At 69.7% G+C, this 21,885-nt stretch carries 17 protein-coding genes; 8 read left to right on the top strand and 9 right to left on the bottom strand.

Going from position 1 to position 21,885, the window contains the following annotated elements:
• Positions 1–20: 20 nt before the first annotated feature.
• From ACLKM7_RS10150 to rpsP, 4 genes are all read right to left on the bottom strand, one after another.
• Complete coding sequence (locus tag ACLKM7_RS10150; RefSeq protein ID WP_436447070.1) at positions 21–4,154, bottom strand: molybdopterin-dependent oxidoreductase; 4,134 nt, start codon at positions 4,152–4,154, stop codon at positions 21–23.
• 139 nt (positions 4,155–4,293) lie between these two features.
• On the bottom strand, positions 4,294–4,929 hold the full coding sequence (rimM, locus tag ACLKM7_RS10145) for a ribosome maturation factor RimM (RefSeq protein ID WP_436447069.1): 636 nt from the start codon (positions 4,927–4,929) through the stop codon (positions 4,294–4,296).
• 1 nt (position 4,930) lies between these two features.
• Positions 4,931–5,161: an RNA-binding protein gene (locus tag ACLKM7_RS10140; protein WP_168914142.1), complete on the bottom strand. Its 231-nt coding sequence runs from the start codon at positions 5,159–5,161 to the stop codon at positions 4,931–4,933.
• A 4-nt stretch (positions 5,162–5,165) separates the two neighbouring features.
• The gene (rpsP, locus tag ACLKM7_RS10135) at positions 5,166–5,588 is read right to left on the bottom strand and encodes a 30S ribosomal protein S16 (protein WP_168914143.1); all 423 of its coding nucleotides are present in this window, start codon (positions 5,586–5,588) and stop codon (positions 5,166–5,168) included.
• A gap of 194 nt (positions 5,589–5,782) precedes the next feature.
• On the opposite strand from rpsP, the gene ACLKM7_RS10130 reads away from it, so the two are divergent.
• Both ACLKM7_RS10130 and ACLKM7_RS10125 read left to right on the top strand, forming a co-directional pair.
• Positions 5,783–6,946, top strand: coding sequence for a glutamate--cysteine ligase (locus ACLKM7_RS10130; protein WP_436447068.1), 1,164 nt, complete (start codon positions 5,783–5,785; stop codon positions 6,944–6,946).
• A 222-nt stretch (positions 6,947–7,168) separates the two neighbouring features.
• The gene (locus ACLKM7_RS10125; protein ID WP_436447067.1) at positions 7,169–8,035 is read left to right on the top strand and encodes a DUF559 domain-containing protein; all 867 of its coding nucleotides are present in this window, start codon (positions 7,169–7,171) and stop codon (positions 8,033–8,035) included.
• A 108-nt stretch (positions 8,036–8,143) separates the two neighbouring features.
• Here the strand turns inward: ACLKM7_RS10125 and ffh are convergent, their stop codons facing one another.
• Together ffh and ACLKM7_RS10115 are read right to left on the bottom strand one after the other, a co-directional pair.
• On the bottom strand, positions 8,144–9,703 hold the full coding sequence (gene ffh / locus ACLKM7_RS10120) for a signal recognition particle protein (protein ID WP_436447066.1): 1,560 nt from the start codon (positions 9,701–9,703) through the stop codon (positions 8,144–8,146).
• 29 nt (positions 9,704–9,732) lie between these two features.
• The gene (locus ACLKM7_RS10115; protein WP_436447065.1) at positions 9,733–10,728 is read right to left on the bottom strand and encodes a TetR family transcriptional regulator; all 996 of its coding nucleotides are present in this window, start codon (positions 10,726–10,728) and stop codon (positions 9,733–9,735) included.
• Between the two features lie 100 nt (positions 10,729–10,828).
• On the opposite strand from ACLKM7_RS10115, the gene lipB reads away from it, so the two are divergent.
• The gene (gene lipB / locus ACLKM7_RS10110; protein ID WP_436447226.1) at positions 10,829–11,467 is read left to right on the top strand and encodes a lipoyl(octanoyl) transferase LipB; all 639 of its coding nucleotides are present in this window, start codon (positions 10,829–10,831) and stop codon (positions 11,465–11,467) included.
• Positions 11,464–12,492, top strand: a complete 1,029-nt coding sequence (lipA, locus tag ACLKM7_RS10105) for a lipoyl synthase (protein WP_436447064.1) — start codon at positions 11,464–11,466, stop codon at positions 12,490–12,492. Before lipB ends, lipA begins: the two co-directional genes overlap by 4 nt.
• 27 nt (positions 12,493–12,519) lie before the next feature.
• On the opposite strand, the gene ACLKM7_RS10100 is transcribed toward lipA, so the two are convergent.
• Positions 12,520–13,020, bottom strand: a complete 501-nt coding sequence (locus ACLKM7_RS10100; protein WP_436447063.1) for a DUF2004 domain-containing protein — start codon at positions 13,018–13,020, stop codon at positions 12,520–12,522.
• Between the two features lie 78 nt (positions 13,021–13,098).
• A complete protein-coding gene (ftsY, locus tag ACLKM7_RS10095; protein ID WP_436447062.1) occupies positions 13,099–13,971 on the bottom strand; it encodes a signal recognition particle-docking protein FtsY in 873 nt (290 codons plus the stop codon).
• 109 nt (positions 13,972–14,080) lie between these two features.
• Between ftsY and ACLKM7_RS10090 the strand changes: the two genes are divergently transcribed.
• On the top strand, positions 14,081–15,295 hold the full coding sequence (locus ACLKM7_RS10090; protein ID WP_436447061.1) for a hypothetical protein: 1,215 nt from the start codon (positions 14,081–14,083) through the stop codon (positions 15,293–15,295).
• Between the two features lie 7 nt (positions 15,296–15,302).
• Here ACLKM7_RS10090 and smc read toward each other — a convergent pair whose 3' ends face one another.
• On the bottom strand, positions 15,303–18,869 hold the full coding sequence (smc, locus tag ACLKM7_RS10085) for a chromosome segregation protein SMC (protein WP_436447060.1): 3,567 nt from the start codon (positions 18,867–18,869) through the stop codon (positions 15,303–15,305).
• A 482-nt stretch (positions 18,870–19,351) separates the two neighbouring features.
• On the opposite strand from smc, the gene ACLKM7_RS10080 reads away from it, so the two are divergent.
• The 3 genes from ACLKM7_RS10080 (at position 19,352) to ACLKM7_RS10070 (ending at position 21,884) form a co-directional block, all read left to right on the top strand.
• Positions 19,352–19,609 carry a hypothetical protein gene (locus ACLKM7_RS10080; protein WP_436447059.1) on the top strand — a complete coding sequence of 86 codons (258 nt, stop codon included), beginning with the start codon at positions 19,352–19,354 and terminating at the stop codon, positions 19,607–19,609.
• An 81-nt stretch (positions 19,610–19,690) separates the two neighbouring features.
• Positions 19,691–20,773, top strand: a complete 1,083-nt coding sequence (locus ACLKM7_RS10075) for a GNAT family N-acetyltransferase (RefSeq protein ID WP_436447058.1) — start codon at positions 19,691–19,693, stop codon at positions 20,771–20,773.
• The gene (locus ACLKM7_RS10070; protein ID WP_436447057.1) at positions 20,766–21,884 is read left to right on the top strand and encodes an N-acetyltransferase family protein; all 1,119 of its coding nucleotides are present in this window, start codon (positions 20,766–20,768) and stop codon (positions 21,882–21,884) included. Before ACLKM7_RS10075 ends, ACLKM7_RS10070 begins: the two co-directional genes overlap by 8 nt.
• Position 21,885 lies beyond the last annotated feature (1 nt).

Raw genomic sequence — 21,885 nt, 5'->3', positions numbered from 1 at the left:
CCGCTCTTGTCTGCGTGCGTTCAGTAGACGTCGCGGGCGTAGCGACCGTCGGCGGCGAGCCGCTGCTTGTAATCCAGGGCGTCGTCCTCCGAGAGCCCGCCGTGCTGCTGGGCGATCGTGACGAGCGTCGCGTCGACGTCTCGGGCCATGCGCGCGGCATCGCCGCACACGTACACGTGTGCGCCCTCCTCGATCCAGCGCCACACCTGGGCGCCGTGCTCGATCATGCGGTCCTGCACGTAGATCTTCTGGCGCTGGTCGCGCGAGAAGGCCAGGTCGAGGCGAGTGAGGAACCCGTCCTCGCGCATCTCGAGCAGTTCGTCGCGGTAGTAGAAGTCGCTCTCCTCGTGCTGCTCACCGAAGAAGAGCCAGTTGCGGCCGGTGTGGCCGTCCGCGCGGCGATCGCGCAGGAATCCACGGAACGGTGCGATGCCGGTGCCCGGACCGACCATGATCATCGGCGCATCCGGCGATGCCGGCGGCCGGAAGCCCGGGGTCCGCTGCAGGTACACCGGGGCGGACGCGCCCACGCCGCCGGCGAGGAACGTCGAGCAGACACCACCGCGCGCGCGGCCCGCCTCGGTCTCGAAGCGCACCACCGACACGGTGAGCTCGACGGTGTCGGGGTCGGTCTTGGGGCTCGACGAGATCGAGTACTGGCGGGGCTGGAGCCGCTTGAGCACCTCCACCCACTCGGCGGCGGTGGCCTGCACAGGATGATCGCGCACGAGATCGACGGCCTGCTGGCTCCACAGGAACTGCTCGAGCCGCCCCTTGTTCTCGCGACGCAGCAGGGCCGCGAGCGTGGTGTCGTCGCTGCGCTCGGCGATGAAGCGTACGAGGTCGGTCGGAGTCTTCGTGATGTCGAGCCGCGTGCGCAGCGTCTCGCCGAACGTGCGCTCCTCGCCGTCGATCTCGACGATGGTCGCCGCGGCGATGCCGGTGGCCTCGAGCCACTCCGCCACCACGCCCGGGCTGTTCGAGCACACCACTCCGAGGGAGTCGCCGGCCTCGTATGCCGCGCCCGAGTCCGACAGGTCGAACGCGATCCGGCGCACCTCCTTGTTCGACCCAGGGCCGCTGAGCAGCTCGTCGCGCACGAGCGTCGCGCGCACCGGGTTGGACCGCGTGAACAGGCGCCGCATCGGCGCGACCGCAACGGATGCCGGCGCGGCGGTGGCAGCATCCGTCCCCGCCGCGAGCAGCTCGACGACCTGTGCGAGCCACGCCGCCGCTGGCTGCTCGAAGTCGGGCTCGAGATCGACGCGCTCCAGCAGGGCCGTCGCGCCGAGCTCGCCGAGGCGGTCGTCGATGCGCCTGCCGTGCCCGCAGAAGTCGTCGTAGTTCGAGTCTCCGATCGCGAGCACGGCGTACTGCAGTCCGCTGAGCGCCGGTGCACCGTCGGCGCTCAGCTCGCGCCACAGGTCCGCGCCGTTGTCAGGCGGCCCGCCGTCGCCGAACGTCGACGTGACCACGAGCAGCCGCCGCACCGTCGCCAGCTCGGCGGCCTTCACCTCGGACATGCTGCGCGTGCGCGCGGGGATGCCGCGGGCCGCAAGCGCACCGGCCGCATTCGCCGCGAATTCCTCGGCGTTGCCGGTCTGCGACCCCCACAGCACGACCACCTCGTCGGTGGCGGTCGCGGCCGCCTCGCCGGAGCCGATCGTGGTCCGGGAGTACGCGCCGGCGAGGACGCCGTCAAACCAGGCTTCGGCGATCCTCCCGAGCGGCGATTCCGCCGGCAGGACGGGCACCTCACCGGGCGCGAGCGTGCGCGACCGCAGCGTCGAGAGGAACCCGGCGATGTACGCGCTCTCGCGGTCGGAGAGCGTGGGAACCATCCCGAGGCCCACTCCGGCGCGCGCCAGCGCCTCCTCAGCAGCCGTGACATCGCCCGACGAGGTCTCCTCGCCCGCAGGCGCGGCTGCCGGCCCGATACGCCGGAGCGTCACCGCCGCGAACTTGAGCTCCGGCTGGGCGGAATCCGCGTCGACGGCGTCGCTGGTCACGGCGTTGACGGTGACGTACTCGCCGTGCTCGTCGTTCCAGTGGAAGGGGGCGAAGAGGTCGCCACGGCGCACGCGCTCGCTGACGACCGCGGGCACGACGAACCGGCCACGGCGCGACGACACCTCGACCAGGTCGCCCTCCGCGATCCCCTGTGTGCGCGCGTCGTCGGGATGCAGCTCGACGAAGGGTCCCGGATTGAGCTTGGTGAGCTTGGCGACCTTGCCGGTCTTGGTCATGGTGTGCCACTGGTGCGGGAGCCGCCCCGTGTTCAGCACCCACGGGAAGTCGTCGTCGGGCATCTCGGCGGGGTCCATGTGCGGGCGCGGCAGGAACTGCGCCCGCCGCGACGGCGTGGCGAACGCGAGGCCGGGAACGGAGCCGTCGGACTCGACGCGCAGCGTCTGGCTCACGCCGTCGTTGAGATAGCGGACCGGATGCCTCGTGGCATCGTCGTCGGGCGGCGCCGGCCACTGCAGCGGCGTCTGACGCAGCCGCTCGTATGTGACCCCACGCACGTCCCATCCGGTCTGCGGGTTCCAGAAACGACGGATCTCTTCGAAGACCTCCTCGCTCGATGCGAAGTCGAAGCCCTCCGAGTACCCCATGGCGCGCGCCACCCGGCAGATCAGCAGCCAGTCCGGCTGCGCGTCGCCGGGCGCGGGCACGACCTCCTGGACGAGCGTCATGGTGCGATCGCTGCTGACGGTGACGCCGTCCGACTCCACCCACAGCGTCGCGGGCAGCAGGATGTCGGCGTAGGAGTTGGTGGCGGTCTCGGTGTAGACGTCCTGCGCGATGACGAGCTCCGCGGACTCCAGCGCCTCGATGACGGTCTTGCGGTTCGCGACCGACGCGACCGGGTTGGTGCAGATGATCCAGGCGGCCTTGATGTCACCTGCGGCCATGCGCCGGTACAGATCGATCGTGCCGTTGCCCGCTTCGGCGCGGATGGCGCCGGACTCGAGCCCCCACACCTCCTCGACGAAGGCGCGATCGTCGGGGCTGAAGACGGCGCGCTGCCCGGGCAGTCCTGGACCCATATAGCCCATCTCGCGTCCGCCCATCGCGTTGGGCTGCCCCGTCAGCGAGAACGGTCCGCTGCCGGGCCGGCAGATCGCACCGGTCGCCAGGTGCAGGTTGCAGATCGCGTTCGTGCTCCACGTGCCGTGCGTGGACTGGTTGAGCCCCATCGTCCACAGGGTCATCCACTCCCCCGCTTCGCCGATCCAGCGGGCGGCGGTGCGGATGTCGTCCTCGGCAAGACCGGTGAGCTCCGCCACGTGCGCCGGCGGGTAGTCGGCGAGGAACGCGGGCATCTGATGCCAGCCCTCGGTGTGAGCGGCGATGAAGTCCTCGTCGATGTCGCCGGCCTCGACGAGCAGGTGCAGCAGGCCGTTGAGGAGCGCGAGGTCGGTGCCGGGAGCGATCTGCAGGAACAGATCGGCGCGGTCGGCGGTGGCCGTGCGCCTCGGGTCGACCACGATCAGCCGCGCACCCTGCTTCAGCCGGTCGGCCATTCGCAGGAACACGATCGGATGGCAGTCGGCGGCGTTGGAGCCGATCACGAAGAAGAGATCGGCCCGGTCGAGGTCCTCGTACGAGCCCGGCGGGCCGTCTGCCCCGAGCGACTGCTTGTAGCCGGTACCCGCCGACGCCATGCACAGCCGCGAGTTCGACTCGATGTGGATGCCCCGGACGTATCCCTTGACGAGCTTGTTCGCGAGGTACTGGGCCTCCATGCTCATCTGGCCCGACACGTAGAGCGCGATGGCGTCGGGGCCGTGCTCGTCGACGATCGCGCGGAGCCGGCGGCCGGCATCCGTCACTGCCTCGTCCAGTGCGACGGGAACGGCGTCCTCCCCACGAGCCGGCCTGATGTGCGCCGTCGTCATCCGTCCGGGCGCGCGCATCAGATCCGCGTGCGTGGCGCCCTTCGTGCAGAGGCGACCATGGTTGGTGGGGTGAGCGACGTCGCCGGCGACCTTCGCGATGGCGAGCGGATGCCCCTGCCCGGCGCCCGCGGTCGTGACGGTGATACCGCAGCCGACGCCGCAGTACGAGCACACGGTACGGACGGACGCTGGGCTCGACTCTTCCGCCGGCCCGGTGACCGGAATGCCCGGGAGACGTGTGGCTGCGCCCATGCCTCCGATGATCCGTCACCGAGGTTCCGGGACGTTTCCCGTCGTGTTTCCCGCAGATCACATCTGCTGCACGTGCTCGCGGGAGGGGAAGTGAGCCGGGTCAGCCCTCGTCGGACGAGTTCTCGGCGGAACGCTCGGACTACTCGTCCTCGCCGTCGGATGCGAGTTCTTCGAACAGTCCCGGGGGCGGAGTGACGACCACGCGACCGCCGGCCACGTCGACTTCGGGAACGATCGCCTTGACGAACGGCACGAGAACCTCGTCGTCGGATGCGGCGGAAGCGCCGGAGCGGCGAATGATCAGAAGGTCCTGAGCCGGGAAGTGGTCCACACGGACGACGCGGCCGACCGAGACGCCGTCACGGACGACGTCGAGTCCGACCAGCTGGTGATCGAACCACGCGTCGTCTTCGGTGGGAACGGCTTCGGCGTCCTCATCCACCCAGAGGATCGCGCGGATGAGATCCTCGGCGCCGCTGCGGTCCTCGACGCCCTCGAAGAACGCGACCGGGTGGCTGTTCATCCACTTGAACTCACGGACGGTGAGCTTCTTGCCGTGCCACGGCGAGGACTCGGGCACCTGGAGCGTGAACGTGGCGCCCGGGACGAAGCGCCCGTCGGGATCGTCGGTGTAGAGCTCGAGCTTGATCGCGCCCTTGAGGCCGTGGGCCTTGACGAGCCGGCCGACGCGGAGCTGCGTCTTGCCGGCGGGCGGCGTGCTCTTGGCGGCCTTCGATGCAGCGTCGGGCTGCGTCTGGGCCTCTTCGTCAGACACCTCAGTCGTCCGCGACGTCGACGCGGACTCGGCGTCCGTCAGCGAGCGAGCCGATGAGGGTCCGGAGGGCTTTGGCCGTGCGGCCGCCGCGCCCGATCACGCGACCCCGGTCATCGGGGTGGACGTGCACCTCGAGGACGTCGCCTCGCGGCGACGTGGAGGAGTCGATGCGCACGGCGTCCGGGTGATCAACGATCCCCTTGACGACGTGCTCGAGCGCGGCGGCGAGCAACGGACTACGCCTCGGTCGACTCGGCGGCGTCGGCCGCGTCGTCGGCGGGAGCCGCAGCGGGCTCCTCGGTCTTCTTCTCGGCCTTGGGCTTGACGACCGACTTCTTGGCGGAGTCGATCTCGAACGCCGGCTTGGCCTCGGCGGTCTTCACGGTCGAGACCGCGTTCGCGTCGCCCTTGAAGCGACCCCAGTCGCCCGTGAGCTTGAGGAGGGCGCGAACCTGCTCGGTCGGCTGGGCGCCGACGCCGAGCCAGTACTGCGCGCGCTCCGAGTCGACCTCGATCAGCGAGGGCTCCTCGGTGGGGTGGTACTTGCCGATCTCCTCGATGACACGACCATCGCGCTTGGTGCGCGAGTCGGCGACGACGATGCGGTAGTAGGGCGCACGGATCTTGCCCAGGCGCTTGAGACGGATCTTGACAGCCACGATTCTCCTGAATGTGTGGAAAGTGAAACGAACTGGTCGCCTGGAGCGTGGGGTGCACACCCGGCGGAAGCTCTGAGGAGGATCAGCACGCTGGATAGAGGGTCGAGCGGCCGATCCGACCCTTTATTCTGCCAGATGACGAACCCTGCCGCGAACCACCCGGCGCCGATACGCTCGCGTGCCACAATGTGCGGATGACGGTGCCCTTCGCGAGATCCGCCCGCTCCTCGGTCGGGCTGGAGTGGGAGATCATGCTCGCCGATGTCGACACAGGGGATCTGGCGCCGCGGGCGCCGGAGATCCTCGCGACCGTCGAAGAGGCATCCGCGCTGGAGCGCTACACGGTGACCGGCGAGCTCCTCACCAACACCGTGGAGGTCACCAGCGGCGTGGGCGACACCGTCGCGGCCGCGGTGGACGACATCGCAGACGCCATCGCCGCGGTCCGCACCTTCACCGATTCGCACGGCATCGACCTGCTGTGCGCCGGCAGCCACCCGTTCGCGCAGTGGTACGACCAACAGGTGACCGACAAGACCCGCTACCACAAGCTGATCGAGCGCACCCAGTGGTGGGGGCGGAACATGATGATCTGGGGCATCCATGTGCACGTCGGCGTCGACGACGTCAACAAGGTGTTCCCCATCATCAACGCCCTCGCGGTGTATCTGCCGCACCTGCAGGCGCTCTCGGCATCCAGCCCGTTCTGGGCCGGGGATCGCACCGGCTACGCGTCCAACCGTGCGCTCGTGTTCCAGCAGCTGCCGACCGCTGGCCTGCCCTGGCCCCTCCAGGACTGGTCGCAGTTCGAGGGATATCTGGACGACATGGTCGGCACCGGGGTCATCGACGACGTCACCGAGGTGCGGTGGGACATCCGCCCGGCGCCGCGCTGGGGGACGATCGAGGTGCGCGCGTGCGACGGCATGTCGACGCTGCCCGAGCTCGCCGCGGTCGCGGCCCTCGTGCAGGTTCTCGTCGAGATGTTCTCGCGCAGGCTCGACGAAGGGCTGCCGCTGGAGACCATACAGCCGTGGTTCATCCGCGAGAACAAGTGGCGTGCGGCCCGGTACGGCCTGGATGCGCGAGTCATCGTCGACCACGAAGGCACGCAGCGACCCGTCGTCGAGCATCTGCGCGACACCCTGGAACAGGTCGCCGACATCGCCGTCGAGCTCAAGTGCGCGCGCGAGCTGGCCGGCATCGAGACGATCCTGACCGAGGGTGCGAGCTACGCACGCCAGCTCGCCGTGGCCGACGCCGCCGACGGAGACCTGCGGGCGGTGGTCCGTCACCTCGTGGGCGAGTTCCGCTCAGGCCCCACACTTCGCGACCACCTCGCCTCGACGACACCCTGAGGGCGCGCGCGTCCTGAGCTCAGGTGATTCGACCGGCGTAGGACGATCCACCGCGAAACGGCCTACTTCGGCCGAATCACCTGATCCGCCCACGCGTGTGCGGCGGCCTCGCCCCGGGCATCGACGGCACACAGACTCCTCCCCAGCCGTGCCGCTCGCCACCTTGTCCCCAGATCACCGTCGCTCGTACGGGGATGAGCGGCGAGACGCGACGCTGGCCATATGGAGTCGACGCGCGGCAGGACGAGCTTGACGATGCTGGAGTGGATGGATGGGCGCCACGGCGTCGCCCACAGCTCGCAGCTCCGCCTCGCGGGCTACACCCAGCGAGAGACCGCTGACGCAGTGAAACGGGGCGATCTACGCCGTGTGCGTCGGTCGTGGCTGCTCCGTCCGACGGCAGATCCGCGTCGCGCCGCCGCGGCCGAGGTCGGAGGGCGAGCGACGTGTCTCACCGCTGCCGGAATGCTGGGGCTCTGGGTACCCGACCACTCGGAGGTGCACGTCGCAGTTCAAGCGACCGCATCCCGCAATTCCATCGACGGGGTCCGCCTGCACTGGGCATCTGCGCCCGCTCCCGTCAGCCGCACGATGACGGAGGAGCCGATCCTCAACGTCCTCTTCCACATCGCACGCTGCACCGCTGCGCACGAGGCAGTGGCCGTATGGGAATCCGCGATCCGCAAGAAGAAGGTGCGCGCCGACACATTGTCACGCGTCGCGTGGCGCAGCACCGCCGCGGGCCAGATCGCGAAGGTCGCGGGCGAGTTGTCGGACTCCGGACTGGAAACCCGCTTCGTACACGGAATGAGACAGATCGGCGTCACGATCCGCCAGCAGGCGAGGATCGACGGTCACCAGGTGGACGGCCTTATCGGCGAGACGCTCGTCGTGCAGCTCGACGGCTTCGCGCACCACGGTTCGGCGGCCGATCGCCGGCGCGACCTGGAGGCCGACGCACGACTCGCTCTGCGGGGATACACCGTCCTGCGCTTCGACTACTTCCAGGTGTTCTTCCGGTGGGACTACGTCGTTGAGACGGTCCTCATGGCGATCGCGCAGGATCTACACCGTCGCGAGACCAGGTGATTTCACCGGCGTAGGACGATACGGACAGAATCTTCCTACCCTCATCGAATCACCTGATCTCGCGACGGCGAGTCGCGAAGCAGTGCCCGGGGCGAGGGCCAAGCGGCGTCAGCCGCGGCCGAGGAGCTTCTGCAGCTCGGCGAGGTCGGCCTCGCTCGGTGCGGCCTGGGACGCGCCCCCGAGGCCGAAGCCCGAACCGGTGGGAGTCTGCGGGGCCTGCGCCATGCCGGCGTTCTCGGCGGCGCGCTTGGCGGGGTTGCCCGACCGCGATCCCTTCGCCTTCTGCTGCTTGCCTCGCTTGGACGAGGCGCCAGGGCGACCGGCGCCCGGCACTGGCCCCATGCCCGGGATGTTCGGCACGCCCCCGCGCGCGACCGTCTTCATCATCTTCGCCGCCTGCTCGAAGCGCTGCACCAGCTGGTTGACGTCGGTCACCGTCATGCCCGAGCCGCGGGCGATGCGCAGGCGCCGCGACCCGTTGAGCACCTTCGGGTTGCGCCGCTCCCCCGGAGTCATGGACCGGATGATGGCCTCGGTGCGATCGATCTCGCGCTCGTCGAAGTTCTCGAGCTGGTCCTTCATCGACCCCATGCCCGGGAGCATCCCGAGCATCTTCTTCATGGAGCCCATCTTCTTCATCTGCTGCATCTGCTCGAGGAAGTCCTCGAGCGTGAAGGTCTCGCTCGCGAGCTTCTCGGCGACCTTGATCGCCTCTTCCTCGTCGAAGGCCTGCTGTGCCTGCTCGATGAGGGTCAGGATGTCGCCGAGGTCGAGGATGCGCGACGCCATGCGGTCGGGGTGGAACGCCTCGATGTCGTCGAGGCCCTCGCCGGTCGAGGCGTAGATGATGGGGCGGCCGGTGACCGAGGCGACCGACAGCGCGGCGCCTCCACGGGCGTCGCCGTCGAGCTTGGAGAGCACCACGCCGGTGAAGTCGACGCCGTCCTGGAACGCCTTCGCCGTGTTGACGGCATCCTGTCCGATCATCGCGTCGATGACGAACAGCACCTCGTCCGGGTCGGTGGCCTTGCGGATGTCGGCGGCCTGCTTCATCAGCTCGGCGTCCACGCCGAGGCGGCCGGCGGTGTCGATGATCACGACGTCGTGCTGCTGGCGACGAGCGACCTCGACGCCGTCGCGGGCGACGCGCACCGGGTCTCCGACGCCGTTGCCGGGCTCGGGGGCATAGATCGCGGCTCCGGCACGCTCGGCCACGACCTGCAGCTGGTTCACCGCGTTGGGACGCTGCAGGTCGGCGGCGACCAGGAGCGGCGTGTGGCCGTCCTTCTCGAGCTGATGGGCGAGCTTGCCGGCGAACGTCGTCTTTCCGGATCCCTGGAGGCCCGCGAGCATGATCACCGTCGGCGGGTTCTTCGCGAGCTGCAGGCGACGCTGCTGTCCGCCGAGGATCGCCACGAGCTCCTCGTTGACGATCTGCACCACCTGCTGCGCCGGGTTGAGTGCGCGGTTGACCTCGTCGCCGAGGGCTCGCTCGCGCACCTTGGCGGTGAATTCCTTGACCACGGGAAGCGCCACGTCGGCGTCCAGAAGCGCGCGCCGGATCTCGCGGACCGTGCCGTCGACGTCCGCGGGCGTGAGCTGCCCCTTCTTGCGGAGGTTGCGGAAGGTCTCGGTGAGCCGGTCGGAGAGAGTGCCGAAAGTCGCCATGATCCCCCGATTCTACGCGAGCGGAACGGTCAGTCCGCCGGTCCCAGCTCCTGGAACAGCGTGAGCTGCAACCCGGCCGGGCCGCGAAGGCGCGCGTTGATCGAGTGCCACGGCGTCTCGCGGGCGGATGCCTCGAGCTGCGCTCCCGCGCCGGTCAGCCTTCGCGCGGCGGCAGCGGTGTCGTCGACCTCGAGCGCGAGTCGGATGCGCTCGCTCGGGGCATCCCCGTCGGTCTCGACGCGGTCGATGAAGTCGACCTGCGCCGGGTTGGACAGTTCGAGCGTCGCCCGCCCCGCGTCGAGGATCACGACGCGGGCGCCGCCGTCCGCCTCGTACGCCTCGCTCTGCGGCATGCCGACGACGTCGCGATAGAACGCCAGCGCGTCCTCGAAGTCGGGGGCGCGGACGACGACGCGAAGCTGGTGCACGGCTCCCCCGGCCGGGGGCACGGTGACCGATGCGGCCGCGTCCGCCGCGCGCGCGAGGAATCGCTCGAGCGAGGTCACCCCCGCGCCGTCGTGCGCCCAGGCTTCGATCGCAGCCAGCACGGCCCCGCCCCACGCCGCCCCGGCCACTTCGGCGTGCAGCCGGTCGGCGCCCCCGCGCACGAGATGCTCCGTCACGGCCCGCAGGATCCGGGAACGCCGGACGGATGCCTCCCGCTCGAGCTCGGCCGTGAGGCCCATGGCGGCGGCGTTCACGATGCCGAGCGCCAGACTGTCGGGCGCGAAGTCCTCGGCCATGGCGAGCACGTGAGTGCGGACTCCGACCGCCGTGCGGTCCCCGCGCTCGTCGGCGAGCCTCCGCTCGAACGCGCCGATGCGATCGTCGAGCCCGGCCCACAGGATGTCCGACTTCGACGAGAAGTAATTGAAGAAGCTGGAGCGGCTGACACCGGCCCGGCTGGTGATGTCGACGATCGAGGTGGCCTCGAAGCCCTGTTCCAGGAACAGCTCGCACGCGGCCTCGGCGAGCATCTCTCTCGACGAGGCCTTGGGCCGTCCCACTCGTCCGCTGCTTGTCACGTCGCCACGCTACCGGGCGACCTGCGCCGCAGCATCCGTTCCCGTCCGTCAGGGGTATTGTTGGACGCGATCCACCAATCGCCACGAGCGAAGGAGCATGATGCTCGAGATCCAGACGGTCGGCCTCTCGCCCGACCTCGTTCCCTACCGCGACGGGTGGGACCTGCAGCGCCAGGTCCATGCCGGTGTCGTCGCGGGCGAGCGGCCCGACACCCTGCTCCTCCTCGAGCACGAGGCGGTGTACACGGCCGGCAAGCGCACGGAGGCCCACGAACGGCCAACGGACGGGACGCCCGTGATCGACGTCGACCGCGGCGGCAAGATCACATGGCACGGGCCCGGTCAGCTCGTCGGGTACCCGATCGTCCGCCTGATCGAGCCCGTGGACGTCGTGGCGCATGTTCGCCGCCTCGAGCGACTGCTCATCGAGGCGCTGCGCGTGCACGGTGTCGACGGCTACCAGGTCGAAGGCCGCAGCGGCGTCTGGGTCCGGCGGCCCCTGTCGGAAGACAAGGTCGCCGCGATCGGCGTGCGCGTCGAGAAGGGCGTCACGATGCACGGCTTCGCCATCAACTGCGACAACACGCTCGCCGGCTTCCGCGGCATCATCCCGTGCGGGATCACGGATGCCGGGGTCACGACGATCAGCGAGATCGTCGGAGCGGATGTCGCCCCGTGCGACGTCGTCGACACCGTCTCGCGGGTCTTCGACGCCGACTACGCGGCGGTGCCGGCATGAGCGCGTGCGGAACGGGCCCGGCCGCGGCGCCGGCGGGCGGCCCCGAGGGCCGCAAGCTGCTGCGCCTCGAGGTGCGAAATGCCCAGACGCCGATCGAACGCAAGCCGGAATGGATCAAGACGAAGGCGAAGATGGGCCCGGAGTACCAGGCCCTTCACTCGCTGGTGAAGACCGAGGAGCTGCACACCGTCTGCCAGGAGGCGGGCTGCCCGAACATCTACGAGTGCTGGGAGGACCGTGAGGCCACCTTCCTCATCGGAGGCTCGCAGTGCACGCGGCGGTGCGACTTCTGCCAGATCGACACCGGCAAGCCGGCCGACTACGACGTCGACGAGCCGCGCCGTGTCGCCGAGAGCGTCGTGCGCATGAACCTGCGGTATGCCACCGTCACCGGCGTCGCACGCGACGATCTGGCCGACGGCGGCGCATGGCTGCACGCCGAGACGGTGCGCCAGATCCACGCGCAGAACCCGAACACCGGGGTGGAGATCCTCGCGACGGACTTCAACGGCGACCCGGCACTGCTGCGGGAGGTCTTCGACTCCCGTCCCGAGGTCTTCGCCCACAACGTCGAGACAGTGCCCCGCATCTTCAAGCGCATCCGTCCCGCGTTCCGCTACGAGCGCTCGCTCGACGTTCTCACGCAGGCGCGAGACGCGGGCCTCATCACGAAGTCCAACCTCATCCTGGGCATGGGCGAAGAGCCCGAGGAGGTCGTGCAGGCATTGCAGGACCTGCACGACGCCGGGACCGACATCATCACGATCACGCAGTACCTGCGGCCGACGCCGCGGCATCTGCCGGTCGCGCGCTGGGTGAAGCCGCAGGAGTTCGTCGAGTTCAAGGACGAGGCTGAGCGCATCGGCTTCCTCGGCGTGCTCGCCGGTCCGCTCGTGCGCTCGTCGTATCGCGCCGGGCGCCTGTGGGCGCAGTCGATGCTGTCGAAGGGACGCGAGATCCCCGCGCACCTCGCACACATCGCCGAGGACGTCCACGTCGAGCGGGGCTTCGCGCAGGCCGTGTGACGGCCGGCAGGGTGACCGCCGCCGTCGTCAGTCGGCGCTGGTCACCGACAGCACGTCACCGTCGGAACCGAGGTTCACCAGCAGCACGTCATCGGTGGCGTCGGGATCGAGCGCGTACTCCAGCACGGCGAACGGGTCCGATCCACCGTGCTCGTCGGCGAGGATCGTCATGCTCATCAGCTGCAGTGAGCGGATGACGTCGATCTGGACGTCGCCCGAGATGTCGACGAGCACGTCATCGAGCGCTTCGCCGAACGACTCCTGCTGCTGCAGGATGTACTCGGTCACCTCGCTGGTGCGGTCGTTCAGCTCGTTGACCATGGCATTGCGAGCGCTGCGGTCGATGGCCTCGAGCGAGGAGATCAGACCGGCCGCGACATCCAGGGCCGCCTCGGACACGTCGTCCTGGTCGGGCGCGGTGAGATCCACCGTCACCGACTGATCCCCCAGTTCGACGTTCTCGGACCAGAAGATCGATCCGTCCGGTCCCGACTCGAGGAGTCCGAAGTAGTCGTGCTCGATCGCCATGCTCCTATGAAACCTCACCCGGGCGCACACGCGATACCCCGCGCCGCGTGTGGAGCCGAAGCGGTCGCGCCGCACCCCTCAATCGACGAGTGATGCCGCGAAGACGTGCGGCGTGAATCCGGTGAGGTCGCCGATCCCCTCGCCCTGCCCGAGGAGCTTGACGGGGATGCCGGTGCGCTCCTGCACCGCGAGCACGAACCCGCCCTTCGCCGACCCGTCGAGCTTGGTCAGCACGAGCCCGGTCACACCGGCGTGCTCGAGGAAGGCCTGTGCCTGCATGACGCCGTTCTGCCCGGTGGTGGCATCGAGCACCAGCAGCACCTCGCTGATGGGCGCCTGCTTCTCGATCACACGGCGGATCTTGCTGAGCTCGTCCATGAGCCCGCCCTTGGTGTGCAAACGCCCTGCGGTGTCGACCAGCACGATCTCGGTGCCGGTCCGCTTGGCGTAGTCGATGGTCTGGAAGGCGACGGATGCCGGGTCCTGGCCTTCCTGCTGCGGCCGGACGATCGCGGCCCCGCCGCGTTCGGCCCACGTCGCGAGCTGGTCGACGGCCGCGGCGCGGAACGTGTCGGCCGCGCCGACCACGACGGAGCGCCCGTAGCGCTGCAGGAATTTCGCGAACTTGCCGATCGTGGTCGTCTTGCCGACGCCGTTCACGCCCACCACGAGCACGACGGCCGGTCGCTCGGTGAGCCGCAGCGTCGTGTCGAACTTGGCGAAGTGCTCCTCGAGGGTCTCTTTGAGCATGCGCTGCAGATCCCGCGGGTCGGTCGTGCGGAACCGCTCGACCTTCTCGCGCAGCTCGTCGACGATGCGCTCGGTGATGTCGGGGCCGAAGTCGGCCGTGAGCAGGGCCGTCTCGAGGTCTTCCCACGTCGTCTCGTCGATGGTGGGTTTGACGAACATCCCGCGCAGCGCGCGCCCGAGCGACCAGGAACTCTCAGCCATGCGACCAGCCTACGGTTCCGGGCGACGCGGGCCGACGTATCACCCCGGCGCCACGCGGCCTCTCCCCCGCGAAGGCACAGCCACCTCGCCCCTGAGCAGAGGAGAACCGATGGACGACGACCTGGAGGTCCGAGGCGGCACGGACGATCCGCGCACGCAGGCCGATGTGCTCGAGCTCCTCCGTCTCGCCCGCGGCCTTGCGCGCCGTCCCGAAGGTGCCGGGGCTGCCCTGGGCGAGCTCGGCTTCGACGGCGATCCGCGGGCACGCATCGAACGGATCCTGGCCGCGTTGCGCGACGTGCGGGCGCCGGTGACAGGAGTCCTGGATCCCGGGGAGTCTCCGCAGTGGCAGCCGAGCGTGCTCGCGCCCGTGTTCTACGGACACACCGACCACGGCACGACGGACGGACTGCCAGGGCCGGTGCGCGTCTTCTATCCGTCCGTCGACGGGTCGCCGCAGGATGCGCAGATGCTCACGGGTGTGGGCCGCTACCCGGTCGTGCTGTTCCTCCACGGACAATGCGCCGAGCCGGAGCACTACCTGAAGTGGGATCTGGTCCCGATGCAACTCGCTCGCAGCGGCTATGTCGTCGTCGTCCCGAAACTCTCGAGCGCCCCGCCGTTCGGGGGTGCGGCCGGCGCCGACTTCGCCGCCGCAACGTCGGCCCTGACCTGGTTGCGAACGCAATGGGAGCATCGCGCCGAGCTGATGCCCCGGCCGATGACGGGCGTCGTCGGTCACTCGTGGGGCGCTCTGCTGGGCGGCGTCGTGGCTGAGCACCTGCAATCCCAGGGGGCGATCTCGGCATTCGCGTCGCTGAGCGGCGGCTGGCTGGAATGGCCGCCCAACCCGCCCCGGCCGCTGGATCTCGACTTCGCGACGCTGTTCGCGTGGGGTACCGGGTCGAGTGATCTCTTCTCGCAGCTGAGCGGACCGGCGACGGGCATCCTCGCGCAGCCCCGCGGTGCTGTGCACCACGTCGTCTTCCGCGACGGCGAGCACTTCGACTACTTCCGTGAGGGGTCGACCACGTGCGGTCGCGCGTTCCGCGGTCCGTGCAGTCTCATGAGACCGCTCGCCGCGGACTTCGTGACGACCTTCCTTTCGCACTACATGCCCCCGCAGCGCTGGAACGCGCTGGCGGCCCTCATTCCGCATTCGCTCGTGCCGCCACCGCTGGATCTGACCCCTCAGCAGGAGTTCTTCGCAGGGGGGCACTTGACTGGATTCGAGGCGATCCAGACGGCGCGCACGTGCTCCGTGACGCACGGCTGGCATCTGCCGCCCTTCCTGCGCGGCTCGATCGTGCTCGGGGCGGGATGATTCCCGCTCAGCTCGCGACGCGCTCGGCGATCCGCTGGCCGACGACGGCTGAGACGCCGTCCTGCCGCATCGAGACGCCGTAGAGCGCGTCGGCGATCTCCATGGTGCGCTTCTGGTGGGTGATCACGATCAGCTGGCTCGAGGCACGGAGCTGCTCGAAGACGCCCAGCAGCCGGCCGAGGTTGGCGTCATCCAGTGCCGCCTCGACCTCGTCGAGGATGTAGAACGGGCTCGGGCGCGCCTTGAAGATGGCGGTCAGGAGGGCGACGGCGGCCAGCGACCGCTCACCGCCCGAGAGCAGTGACAAGCGCTCGATCTTCTTGCCGACCGGACGCACCGCCACCTCGATCCCGGTGGTCAGCGGCGAGTCGGGGTCGGTGAGCGAGATGCTGCCGGTGCCTCCGGGGAACAGGATCGGGAAGACCTCGCCGAAAGCGATCCTGGTGTCTTCGAATGCCGCGAGGAAGATCGTCTGCATCCGCTCGTCGAGCTCCTCGATGATCGTCAGCAGATCCTTCCGAGTCTGCGTCAGATCGGCGAGCTGCTCGGTCATGAACTTGTGGCGCTGTTCGAGCGCTTCGAACTCCTCGAGCGCGAGCGGATTCACCCGCCCCAGCTGCCCGAGCTTGCGCTCCGCCTCCTGGAGGCGCCGGCGCTGCTGCGCACGGTCGAACGGGACCGTGGCAGGCGCATCCGGATCGGTCGCACCCTCGGGTGTCTCCGGCCCCGCATCAGGCACCGATTCGACGGGGATGGGCTGGTCGGGACCATATTCCGAAACGAGAATGTCCTCGTCGAGGCCGAGCTCCGATTGCACCCGCTCGAGCAGGCCGTTCACGTGCAGGCGCTTCTCGTGAATCTGCAGCTCGAGGCTGTGCACACTCTCGGTGAGCCCGTTCAGTCGCTCGCGTACGGCGGCCTCCTGGGAGCGCAGCTCCGCCAGCTCAGCCGTCAGCACCGTGCGCTCGGACTCCGCCGCGGCCAGCTCGGCGCGTGCCTGGGCAAGGGAACGATCGACCGAATCGATGACGGCCGGAAGCTGACCGGCCACACCCGCGGCGACCTCTCGCTGCGCGCGGCGCACGACAGCGCGACGCGCCGCCTCCGCGGCGGCTTCCTTCTCGCGTTCACGCTGCCGCTCCAGAGCCACCACGCGTGCCTCGCCGGCCCGGATGCGCTCCCGCAGCGTCTCGACCTCCAGTCGCGCCCGCATCTCGCCGTCACGCGCCGCCTCGAGCGCCGCCAGCATGCCGTCACGCGCCGACGCGTCGAGCATCGGGCGGGGCGCCTCGAGCGCAGTGTTGAGCTGGTCGCCCGCCGACCGTGCGGAGGCCTCAGCATCCTCGACAGCGGCGGTCGCCTGGGCGAGTCCCGACGCCAGCCGCTCGCACTCGGCGACGGCCGCCTCATGGCGTACGGTCGCACGGTTGACCTGCTCGGCATGGGCGGCCAGAGCCGCGTCGTGCTCACGCAGGGTCGTCAGCGCCGTCTTCGTGCGCTGGCGTGCCGTCTCGAGCTCCCGAGTGGCGTCGGCCAGCGCCTCGCGGAGCGAATCCGCGATGACAGTGATCTCGTCACGGCGGTCGGCGGCCGCATCGCGCTCGGCGACCAGCTCCAGACGTGAGCGGGATGCCCCTGCCCCTGCCCGCAGCGAGTGCGCCGTGTAGACCTCGCCCGCGCGGGTCACCACGGTCACCAGCTCGCGTGCGTCCGTGAGGCCGGCGACGGTACCGCGTGCCGATTCCAGATCATCGGCCACCAGGACGTGCGACAGCAGCGCGAGCACGCCTGCGGGAGCGGTCACGACAGTGGTGGCTCTCACGACGCCGGGCGCCTCGGCGAGCGCCGGCGCTCCGGTCATCGCGGTCCTCGACGATGACGCGATCACGATGTCCACAACGCCCGCGTTCGCGGTGCGAGCGAGCTGCGCGAGGGCGAACGCGTCGTCGCGATCGTCGACGAGGACCCCTTCCGCCATGGGTCCGAGCACTGCCGCGATCGCGGCTTCGAAGCCGGGCTCGACCTGGACGGAGTCACTCACGAGGCCCCGCACGCCGGTGTGGCCCTGCGCGATCAACGCCGAGGCGCCGTTCTCGACGTCGAGCGCCCGGCCGAGCGCGGTCGTCTGCGCCGTGAGCGCGTCCTTCTCGCGCTCCGCCGCATGCAGTCGCTCACGCAGCGACGCCACGTTGGCCTCGACATCGTTCGCCTCGCGCTGCGCGCGCTCATACGCGGCGGCGTGATCCGCGGCCGTCGTCTCGGGCACCAGGTGCGGGTCCAGCCCTGCCAGCAGTTCTTCGGCCTCCGCCCGTCGCGCCAGTGCCGCGTCCAGCGCCTTCTGCTGACGATCCACGGCGGTGCGCACCGCGGCCAATGCGGACGCGGCGGCCTCGGCTGATCCGCGCAGCGCGGTGATCCGCATGTCGTGCTCGGACACCAGGGCGCTCTGCGCCGCGATGTCCACGTCCAGAGCATCGAGCTCGGCGCGTGCCCGTACGACGTCACGGCCCGCCTCTGCGGCGGCATCCTGCGCCGCACCCAGCCCGTCGCCGACGGCGTCGATCTCGGCGCGCGCCTCGTCGATCATGGCCTGCGAGACCGTCGTCAGCTCGATGCGCTCCTCGTCTTCGGCGTCGCCCAGCAGCGCGAGGCGCTGCCCCGCGAGGGCGTAGAGGCTGCGCAGCCGTTCCTGCACCCGTTCGAGACCGTGGACGACGCGCCGTGCACGATCCACCGACTCCGAACGCTGATCGGTCTCGAGCTGCTCGATCCGCACGCGCGCGTTGTCGAGGCGCTCCTGCAGCAGCATCCGCTCGGCGTGACGCTCCTGTTCGCTGCGTGCGTGCGAGGCGAGCTCTTCGCGCAGGCCGACGAGCTCGTCGGCGAGCAGGCGGGCCTTCGCGTCACGGACCACCGCGGCGATGGTCGCGGCTTCGCGGGCGATCTCGGCCTGCCGGCCCAGCGGCTTGAGCTGCCGACGCAGTTCACCCGCCAGATCGCTCAGGCGCGTGAGATTCGCCTCCATCGCCTCCAGCTTGCGGAGGGTCTTCTCCTTGCGGCGGCGGTGCTTGAGGATGCCGGCGGCCTCTTCGATGAAGCCGCGACGGTCCTCCGGCGTGGCCTGGAGCACGCTGTCGAGCCGCCCCTGACCGACGATCACGTGCATTTCGCGGCCGAGACCCGAGTCGCTGAGCAGCTCCTGCACGTCCAGCAGACGGCAGGTCTCGCCGTTGATCGCGTACTCGCTCGCGCCGTTGCGGAAGAGCGTGCGACTGATGGTCACCTCGCTGTATTCGATCGGCAGCGCTCCGTCGCTGTTGTCGATCGTCAGCTGCACCTCGGCTCGCCCCAGCGGGCCGCGCGTGGCAGTGCCGGCGAAGATGACGTCCTCCATCTTGCCGCCGCGGAGGGTCTTGGCGCCCTGCTCGCCCATGACCCAGGCGAGCGCGTCGACGACGTTGGACTTGCCGGATCCGTTCGGGCCGACGATGCACGTCACACCGGGTTCGAAGGCGAATGTCGTCGGCTGAGCGAACGACTTGAACCCTTTGAGCGTCACGCTCTTCAGGTGCATGCGATGCGCCCTCCAGCCCGGTCGATTACCCGCATACGCTACCCGAGGACGGGCCCCACCCACGTCAGGCGAGCCGCACGACGACGATTCGCGACACGCCCGTCGTCCACCGAATCTGCGAGAACGCTTGACGCCGGTCTCAGAATCGCGCTACTGTCACTCTTCGCGTCTGAAGTCGAGAAAGGAGGTCCCCGATGATGCACATGAACAAGACTCGTATCGCCGCCCCTGCGGGCGGATACGCCACTGCGTTCGCACCGGGGGCCGTCTCCTCGGGCGCAACGCTGAAGCGGCGATTCCCCGCCGCCATCTGACCTCCGCAGGGGACAGGTCTGCCCGCTTCCGGGCGACCTTCCTGCGCGTCGGCCCGGTATCCGGGTCCTGACCGCGCTCCCCCTCCGCCGTCCCCCCGTCGTGCTGCGGCACGGCATTCCTCGCGCCGGGCGATCGTCCGGAGCATCCCTCTCATCGAAAGAGTTCACATGAACACTCTGCTTGCGCCGCAGCGCCCATCGGGCGTCCCCGATACGCTGCGGCTTCCCAGCCGCCACACCCACATCACCCTCCTGGACCGTCTGGCCCTGCGGGTCGGCCTGCATCTGCTTCTGTGGAGCACGCGCACCGGCCGGCTGACCGACGATCGTCACCGGCACACCGCCGCGTTCCGCCGGCAGGAGACCACCGCCCAGCGCGAGCGGGCTCATCACCGCGAGGCTCTTCTCCTCGCTCCGCGCGCATGACGGCCATCGGGTCCGTCGCCCGGCCCTCCGGGCGACGGACCCACCCCGCACCCCGCACTTCGGACACAAGGACGCCCTGACATGACAACCCTGACCGACATCGAGTTCCGGCCGTTGGTCGTTCCGGACTCCATCGACTCACCCGACGCCGCCGACTTCGTCGAGATGGTGCGCGTCCGCAACGTCATCTACCGCGAGATCTCGGGTCACGATGACGAGAGCATCGCGCCTGACGAGCTGCTCCCCCACTACCGGCCGAGCCGCTACCAGGAACGCCGCGCGTGGATCGTCGTCGACGACGGGGCCGTCATCGGCCGCATCGGCGTCGACCTCCCGAAAGAGGAGGGATCCAAGGTGGCGTTCTGGCTCATCGAGCTGCTGCGCGCGAAGTGGGCCCGCGGAATCGGCTCCGCCGCCTACGACCTCGTCGAACGCGTGGCGCGGGAGAACAACCGCACCGTGCTGCAGTCGTGGGCCGAGCATCCCGCGGCCGACGGCCCCCGGCTCTCGCCACCCACGGGCTTCGGCGACATCCCCGAAGACCACGTCGCGCGCTTCTTCGTGCGTCACGGCTACACGCTGGAGCAGGTCGAGCGCGCCAGCGCGTTCGACCTGACCGGATCCTTCACCGAGGTCGAGCGCCTCCTGGACGAGGCCAGGGCCGCGGCGAGCGGCTATCGCGTCGTGCAGTGGTTCGCCCCGACCCCGCCGGAGTTCGCCGACGGCTACGCGTGGATGAAGTCCCGCATGTCGACCGACGCGCCCGCCGCGGCGCTGGAGTTCGACGAGGAGGCGTGGGATGCGGCGCGCATCGCCGAGCACGACGCGAAGTACACCGGCAGCGGACGAACGCTGCAGGTCACGGCGGCGCAGCACATCGCGACGGGTGCGCTCTGCGCGTTCAACGAACTCGTCGTGGGCAAGGACCGCACCGAGGCGAGCCACCAGGAAGACACGCTCGTGCTGAAGGAGCACCGCGGTCACAAGCTCGGGACGCTCGTCAAGTGCGCGGGGCTCATCTCCTGGCGTGAGGTGGCACCCCGGTCCCCTCGCATCATCACCTACAACGCGGAGGAGAACCGCCCGATGCTCGACATCAACGAGGCGATCGGATTCGCACCGATCGCGTACACCGGCGCATGGAAGAAGGTGCTCGATGACTGACCTGGCCGAGAACCCCGACCTCGTCGAGAACCAGGCGCTGACAGTGGAGCGCATCGTTGTTCCCGACATGCTCGAGGCTCCGGATGCGCGCGTGTTCCTCGAGATGGTGCGCATCGCCAACGCCGTGTGCCGGCACGACGCCGGGCACGATTACCTTCGCGAAGAGCCTGAGGAGATGCTGGGCCTCTGGCAGGACCAGACCGACTGGACGCAGCTCGGCTTCACGGTCATGCACGGCGGCGACGTGCTCGGCGCGGTGAAGCTCATGATCTCGACCGAGCCGCACACGACGGCGCTCGAGTTCGACCTCATGGTCGACCCTGGGCACCGGGGTCGCGGCGTCGAGGAGCTCCTGCTCACCGAGGTCGAGCGCGAGGCTCGCGAGCGCGGCATCACCGTGATCCAGACCTGGACGCTGCATCGACCGTCGCTCGGCGGCGCCCGGCTCGAGCCGTCGACGGGGTGGGGCTCGATCCCCGCCGACGATCCTCAGACGACGTTCTCACGACAGAACGGGTTCACCCTGGAGCAGGTCGAGCGCAACAGTGTGTTCGATCTGACCGCGGACCCCGCGCAGATCGAGCGCATGCTCGCTGACGCGGTCGAAGCCGCAGGACCCGACTACCGGCAGGTGTCGTGGACATCGCCCACGCCGCCGGAGTACGCCGAGGGGTATGCCTACGCCCTTTCACGCATGTCGACGGACGTTCCTGCGGGAGGCCTCGTCATCGAGGAGCAGCGCTGGGACGCCGCCCGTGTGCAGCGACGTGACGCCCGCCAGCAGGCACAGGGGCTCACGGTGTCTGTCGCGGCCGTCGTGCACGAGCCGACCGGGACGATCGCCGCGTACAACGAGCTGGTCATCGCCGAGGATCACACCGGAGCGACGCAGCAGTTCGGCACGCTGGTGCTCAAGGAGCACCGCGGCCATCGCCTCGGCACGATCGTGAAGTGCGCGAACCTGCTGCGGTGGCGCACCGTGGTGCCCGAGTCGCCTCGGGTCTCGACGTTCAACGCGGAGGAGAACCGTCACATGCTCGACATCAACGAGAGGATCGGCTTCACGCCCGCCTCGTACGCCGGCGCGTGGAAGAAGGTGCTCGCCGGCTGAG

The sequence above is a fragment of the Microbacterium sp. I2 genome, assembly GCF_051364985.1.
Lineage (GTDB): Bacteria > Actinomycetota > Actinomycetes > Actinomycetales > Microbacteriaceae > Microbacterium.
Note: the sequence above shows the minus strand (reverse complement) of the source record. Positions and strands in the feature narration are given on the sequence as shown.